Here is a 5838-nt window from a genome sequence, read left to right on the forward strand (position 1 = left end):
GAGCAGTATGGGCATATGGTGCGCGCCGTCGGGCAGCCGGAAGTGATCGAGGCGCCGTACGATCCGGATTTCAACCAGCATGCGAAGACGCCGGTGCTGGTGCGTCATGTGGAGATGTTCCAGTGGCGTGAGGTGCGTTTAGGCGAGCAGGTCCACTACGAGGTGGATTGGGTCGATCGGCCAGTGGATTCCAGTCGTTTCGCACAGCCGGGCGGACATGAGAATCCCGGTACGTTTCCCATCGAAGGCAAGCAGTTCGATGCGGGATTGGTTCGCTTGAACGGATTGGCGCTGGCGCCGGCGTTGTTGCATGCCTTGCCGGGCAGCGAAACCGTCGCGCCGGAAACGAGCAATATGCCGGCGAACATGGCAGCTACTTTTACGCTTTATGACGGATACCTGGTGACCAGCGCGAAGCCGGGGCATCCGCGCTTGGGAGATATTCGCGTCAGCTGGGAAGCGGTGCCGCTGCAGACTTTGACGGTGTTCGCGCGCGTGGATGGCGATCGCCTGGTGCCGGCCGCGGATGTGTCCGATGGCAAGGGGTTTGAGGTACAGGTTGGCGATCGTCGATTGGACGATGTATTGCCGGATGTGCCGTCGGAGCCTGCATTGTTGTGGGCGCGGCGCGTTATTGCCGTATTGCTCGGTGCGCTAGGCGTTTTTCTGCTGCTGCAAGGGCGATCGCGCGATGTGTTGCTTGCTGCGGGGATCGGTGTATTGGCGATCGGCGCGGTGGCGGGCGCGTGCTGGATAGGTGGCGACGGTATGCATGCTGTCAGCTGGCTGCTGGTCGCCGCGATTGGGGCAGGCGTAGCGGCTTGGCGAGTGCGCGTGTTGCGTGCTGGGGAATAGGCCAAGAGCCCCCCTCACCCCAACCCTCTCCCCCGGCAAGCCAGGGGAGAGGGAGCAAGTTACGCAAGTGCGAAACACCAAGATTTGCCGCAGTCGGCTCCCTCTCCCCTGGCTTGCCGGGGGAGGGAGCAGGTTACGCAAGTGCGAAACACCAAGATTTGCCGCAGTCGGCTCCCTCTCCCATGGCTTGTTGGGAGAGGGTGCAGGTTACGCAAGTGCGAAGTACCGAGGTTTTCCTCATTCGGCTCCCTCTCCCCTGGCTTCGCCGGGGGAGAGGGTTGGGGTGAGGGGGGCTCTGCAATCTGCAGAAAGGCGCAATTAATTCGGCCGCTGCTCGGCAAACGAATAAACGTGATCTGCCCAGCGCGTGGCTTCCAGATAGGCACCCGCCATGCGCCGAATCTGCTGCGGCTGCGTACCGTTGCTGCGCATTTCGCCGGCTTCCCACTGCACGACTTGCTCGAGCAACGGTGCAAACGGCCCGCGACGACCGAGCAGCGCGTTGCGAATATCCGGAGCCAGCGGCAGGTGTTCCAGCAGGAAGTCCATCGGTGCACACATCAAGGTATCGAGCAACGAGAACAGACCGGCGGTAAACGCCATCTCGCGTTCCGCACGCGCCATGCCTTGCGCCAACTGTTCGCACATATGTGCGCGAATCAATGCGGCACGGAGCAATTCCGGCGGACGATCGTTCATGCCGCTCAGCGCCATCGTGCTGATCCAGTTGCGCATGCGGTTCAAGCCAAAGAAGATTGCCGCCTGTTCCACTGACTTGAGCTGCTTGGGCAGGGCGAAATACGCCGAGTTCACGCAGCCAAGCAATTTGTAGCTGAGGATCGCGTCATTGCGAATGACCTGGCCCAATTCGACCGGGCCGGCGGATTCTTCCTCCAGCGCACGCAGCAAGCGCAGCACGCTCAGGCGATTGGCGGTGAGCACCGGCACATCGACCTTCTCCGGCAACAGCAGGTAGCCGCCCTGGATCGCCGCAAACGGCAGGGCCATGCAGCGCTGGCAGGTCTCATGATCTTCCACGTGGCCGGCAATCACCTGCAAACCGCGTGCATGTAATTGCTCGCAATGGTCGCGCAGGGTGGCCGGGTCGAGCTTGCCGGCGTCCAGTCGCACGAAGCGCGCCAGGCTCAGCAGGATATTGGCCGAACGATCGGCGCCCACTTGCGGAATCGGTTGCGCGCCGAAGTCGAGCAGCAATGCGCACCCGCGCTGCGAGAGCACCTGCAGCTTGCCCATCATGGCTTCGTCTTCGGCCCAGATCGGGTCGATCACCAGGCCGATGCGCGGAAAACGCAGTACCAGCTCGGATTGCTCCATGATCAGCTCGTGCGAAAGACGCACGAACACGCGGTTGTCACGGGCCAGACGGGTCACCGAGCCGTCGACGATCGTCGACAGCACGCGGCGCATCAGGCTGGATTCGTCATCGCCGTCGCCCTGGATCAGCAGCTCGTAGGCAACCAGCTGATGGTCGCGGTCGAGCATGGGAACGCGTACGACCGGCAGGGGGACTTCGTTGAAGGTGGCGGCTAAGTAGGCTTCAGGCACGGTACTGGCAGCGGTGGTGTCAGTCATGGAGGTTCATCGATGTCCATCCGGGAGGTTCGTAGACGAACGACCCGTGCAAATCATTCCCGCCGTCGCCGCGACAAAAGCGCGCCGGCGCCCTGAAAACCTTATCTGTGTTGTTCCCCTCGGCGTCAGGCCTGGGCCAGCGGTACGGAACGAAATCCGCCGCGCACCTTGCCTGCCGGGTTGTATACGTTGACTTCGTCTTTGCCGCCGGTGAGCACCGACAAGGCGCGCCTGACATGTTGCAGGCGCTGCTCGACGATATCGCCGTTACGCTGGTTGGCCTGCTGGCAGCACGCCACCAGTCTGAGAATGCCATCCCACGCTTGTTGCTGGCTGTCGCTTTGCGAATCGATATGCCGCACCAGCTGCACACGCTCGGTATCGAGCTGTTCGAGCTGGAGCAATAGCTGCTGCTTGCGCTCGCCGACGCGGTTGAGCGCATCGGCATCGGCCTGATCCAGAGCGGCGCGCTCGTCGCCAAGCACCTGGTCGAGGTCGGTGACAGCGCTCTGCATGTCGGCCAGTACGGCCGTCAGCGCGTCATTCATTTCGGCGAGCAGCCGGGCGGCCATGGCTTACTTGCCGTCGATCTGGCTGTTGAGCGAGACCAACCGATCGGCGATGCGCGTCGGGTCTGGCTTGTAGCTGCCATTGGCGATCGCGGCGCGGATCTGGTCGACCTTTTTCTGGTCGATCTGGCCACCGCCCTGTGCCGCCTCGGTCAGCGCGCGCGCCGAATCGGTCAGCTTGACGCTGTCGTTGGGCTGCGTGGCGCTCGCCGGCTTGGCGTTGGCCGCAGTGGTTTCTTGCGTGCTGCCTCCGCTCTGGCCACTTTGCGCCTGCGGTAGCACCGGCAGTCCATTGGAAGTGATTGTGGTGTTCATGGCTCGTCTCTTTATGCCCGCCCTTGCGGGCTTCGGGCCTTGCTTGTTGAGGCTATCGGCGGTCCAGCGGCGAACTTTAGCCTGTCCCGGGCGGCGGTTGCGCAATTAATACATAGTCGATCACGGTAACGCCTCTACCAGCCCGGCGCCACGGACGATGGCGTCGACCGGCTTGCCCGAGCTGTCATTGCGTACCCGGAGGCGGGCGCCGGTGTCGCCGCTGCCCAGTGCCACGCCAGCCGCCCGCACTTCGATGCCGCCCAGCAGGGCGATCAGCTGGACATGGTCGCCGGCACGCACCGTCTGGCGACCGCCGAGCGCTGCCGGGGTCAGCACGCTGCCGGTAAGCAAGGTATGGGCGACGGCGCGGTCGGCGACCTGGTCGAGCGAATCGATATAACCGTAGCCCAGCCGGGTGATGTCGCGCTCCTCGCTACGTACGTCGGCGGCGGTGATGCCATCTCCGCGTTGCAGGGGGTGCACGGTGACCAGCACCTGACGATAGAGCTGCAGGCGCACTGGTACGCGGATCTGCCAGCTGCCGGGGCAGGCGACTTCGACTGCCATGCGCGCCGACGGCCGAGCCTGGGGTGAAAGGTCGGCCTTGAGCGGGGATGCGCAGGCCGCCAGTTGCAGGCGGGTGTCGAGTTTGTCCGCTTGCACGACCGCGCGATTCCCGCTGCCGACAAAATGTTGGCGCACCGCATCTTCGGCCGCCTGACGCAGGCGGTCGGGCGCTTCGGCGGCCCGTACCGAACCGGCCAGGCCGAGCAGCGCGATGCACGCGCTGGCTGCGGCGATGACCTGGTATCGGGTATAGCTCATGCTTCGGCATCCGCGAGCAGGGCGCTCAGCTGCTGGTGGATGGTTTCGCGCTCGGCTTCGACGCGGCTGGGGTAGTTAGCGGCGGTTTGCAGGTCGCCCTGGCTGATCAGGCTGACGAAACTGCCTGCATGGGAGCTCAGGCGCTCACCGGCGGCAATCAACTGCAATGCCGCCGGGTGCTGTGCATGCTTGCCGGCCAGTCGCGCGAGCACATGATCGAGCACGCTGGTGTCGAACCAGCGACGGTCGAGCGCGGCTGGCTCGTGCAGGGCCAGTTCCATCGCCTGGCGTAGCCCCTGGATCGACTCGCGCAAGCTCAGGCTCAGGCCCGCGAGCGAGTGTTCGGCGGCTTGATCCAGCCAGCCCAGGCACAAGCGATGCGAGAGCACGCTGGCACGATCCAGCGCTTCGGCCTGACGGCGGGCTTCGACGGTGCGTTTTTGCAGCGCGCCGAGCGCGGCCTGCGCGCCAGCGATGCGTGCGCTTTGCGCATCCGTATGTTGTTGCAGGTTTTGCAGGCGATTGGCTGCGCCATGCAATGCATCGGCACCGTCGCGCAATGCGGTGGCGGTGTGGCCGATGCGCTCTTGTGCGGTTTCCAGGCGCGACATGCCTTGCTGTACGTCGCCGTCGAGTTGTTGCGAGAAGTCGCCGATGGAGCCAGTGACTGCCTCGATTTCGCCCGTGGCCTGGCTGGTCTTCTCGGCCAGTTGCTTGACCTCGTCGGCGACCACGGCAAAACCCTTGCCGGCTTCACCGGCACGAGCCGCTTCGATCGCCGCATTCAGAGCAACCAGATTGGTCTGATGTGCGATTTCCTGCACGCTGGAGGTCAGCTTGCGGATCTGAGCTACTTGTTCGGCCAGCTTGGCCTGGTTGCGATTCATCGCCGATAGCGCGCTGCGCAACAGACGCAGCTGGCCATCGACTTCGTTGACGGTTGCCGCGCCGTGGCGCGTGGTCTCGCGCGCCTGCTCGACACTGCCGGCGGTTTGTTGCAGGCCCGACGAAATCCCGGCGCCACCGTCCGTCAAACGACCGACGCTGGCACGGCTCTCGCCGGTGGCCTCTTCCAGAGCTTCGTGTTCGCGCAACAGCGCCTGCGCTGCGTTGAGCATCAGGCTTTGTTGTTCCACCGCCTGCAATGCCACTGCGGCCGGTTCACGCGGTGCCACGCGCGCCAGCAGCGGCGCCAGTGCGGCAGCCAACGCGGGAAACTGACGCGATAGCCGGTCCACTTGCGCGGTATCGCCTTGGGCGGCCGCCTGGGCCAGTGCGGCCAGTTGCTTGCTGCGGATGAAGCTCATGGACTGCCGGGTTCCTTGTTATAGATCGTCTCCCTTGATCGGCGGGAGCGGACGAAGCTTGAGGAAGCAAGGCGTATGCCAGGGACTGCTCGCTGGCGCATCGCGAGCTTCTCCCTCACCCCAAGCGGTCTGCACAAGTGCGAAACACTGAAGTTTGCCGCAGTAGGCGCCTCTCCCCGTCTCAGACGGGAAGAGGGCTGGGTGAGCGGCACACTTCGGTCCCACCCATTAAAGGGAACCTCGAAAAACTTGCTTTCTGTGGGAGCGACTTTAGTCGCGACAATCGTGCCTCACCGCAAGTCCTTGTCGCGACTGAAGTCGCTCCCACAACGATAGGATCCGCTTTCGCTATATTCGGGCGATTGAGAGGTTTT

Annotated in this window: 6 protein-coding genes; 1 reads left to right on the forward strand and 5 read right to left on the reverse strand. The window is 64.0% G+C overall.

All coding sequences use genetic code 11. The features are described 5' to 3' along the window. Positions 1–855: TMEM43 family protein (locus tag VIM98_RS15380; RefSeq protein WP_331993987.1), on the forward strand; the 855-nt coding region annotated here is incomplete at its 5' end. Between the two features lie 318 nt (positions 856–1173). On the opposite strand, the gene VIM98_RS15385 is transcribed toward VIM98_RS15380, so the two are convergent. The 5 genes from VIM98_RS15385 to VIM98_RS15405 form a co-directional block, all read right to left on the reverse strand. Next, positions 1174–2448: an EAL and HDOD domain-containing protein gene (locus VIM98_RS15385; protein WP_331993988.1), complete on the reverse strand. Its 1275-nt coding sequence runs from the start codon at positions 2446–2448 to the stop codon at positions 1174–1176. 125 nt (positions 2449–2573) lie between these two features. After that, positions 2574–3020, reverse strand: a complete 447-nt coding sequence (gene flgN, locus VIM98_RS15390; protein WP_331993989.1) for a flagellar export chaperone FlgN — start codon at positions 3018–3020, stop codon at positions 2574–2576. A 3-nt stretch (positions 3021–3023) separates the two neighbouring features. Beyond that, positions 3024–3332: a flagellar biosynthesis anti-sigma factor FlgM gene (gene flgM, locus VIM98_RS15395; RefSeq protein WP_331993990.1), complete on the reverse strand. Its 309-nt coding sequence runs from the start codon at positions 3330–3332 to the stop codon at positions 3024–3026. A 120-nt stretch (positions 3333–3452) separates the two neighbouring features. After that, positions 3453–4157 carry a flagellar basal body P-ring formation chaperone FlgA gene (flgA, locus tag VIM98_RS15400; RefSeq protein ID WP_331993991.1) on the reverse strand — a complete coding sequence of 235 codons (705 nt, stop codon included), beginning with the start codon at positions 4155–4157 and terminating at the stop codon, positions 3453–3455. After that, positions 4154–5464 carry a methyl-accepting chemotaxis protein gene (locus tag VIM98_RS15405; RefSeq protein WP_331993992.1) on the reverse strand — a complete coding sequence of 437 codons (1311 nt, stop codon included), beginning with the start codon at positions 5462–5464 and terminating at the stop codon, positions 4154–4156. Before VIM98_RS15405 ends, flgA begins: the two co-directional genes overlap by 4 nt. Between the last annotated feature and the right edge of the window lie 374 nt (positions 5465–5838).

This window comes from Dyella sp. (assembly GCF_036568765.1).
Classification (GTDB): domain Bacteria; phylum Pseudomonadota; class Gammaproteobacteria; order Xanthomonadales; family Rhodanobacteraceae; genus GSA-30.

Excerpts from the sequence above, each read along its gene's own strand:
- flgM (WP_331993990.1), bottom strand. The coding sequence starts at position 3,332 with ATGAACACCACAATCACTTCCAATGGACTGCCGGTGCTACCGCAGGCG.
- VIM98_RS15405 (WP_331993992.1), bottom strand. The coding sequence starts at position 5,464 with ATGAGCTTCATCCGCAGCAAGCAACTGGCCGCACTGGCCCAGGCGGCC.
- VIM98_RS15385 (WP_331993988.1), bottom strand. The coding sequence starts at position 2,448 with ATGACTGACACCACCGCTGCCAGTACCGTGCCTGAAGCCTACTTAGCC.
- flgA (WP_331993991.1), bottom strand. The coding sequence starts at position 4,157 with ATGAGCTATACCCGATACCAGGTCATCGCCGCAGCCAGCGCGTGCATC.
- flgN (WP_331993989.1), bottom strand. The coding sequence starts at position 3,020 with ATGGCCGCCCGGCTGCTCGCCGAAATGAATGACGCGCTGACGGCCGTA.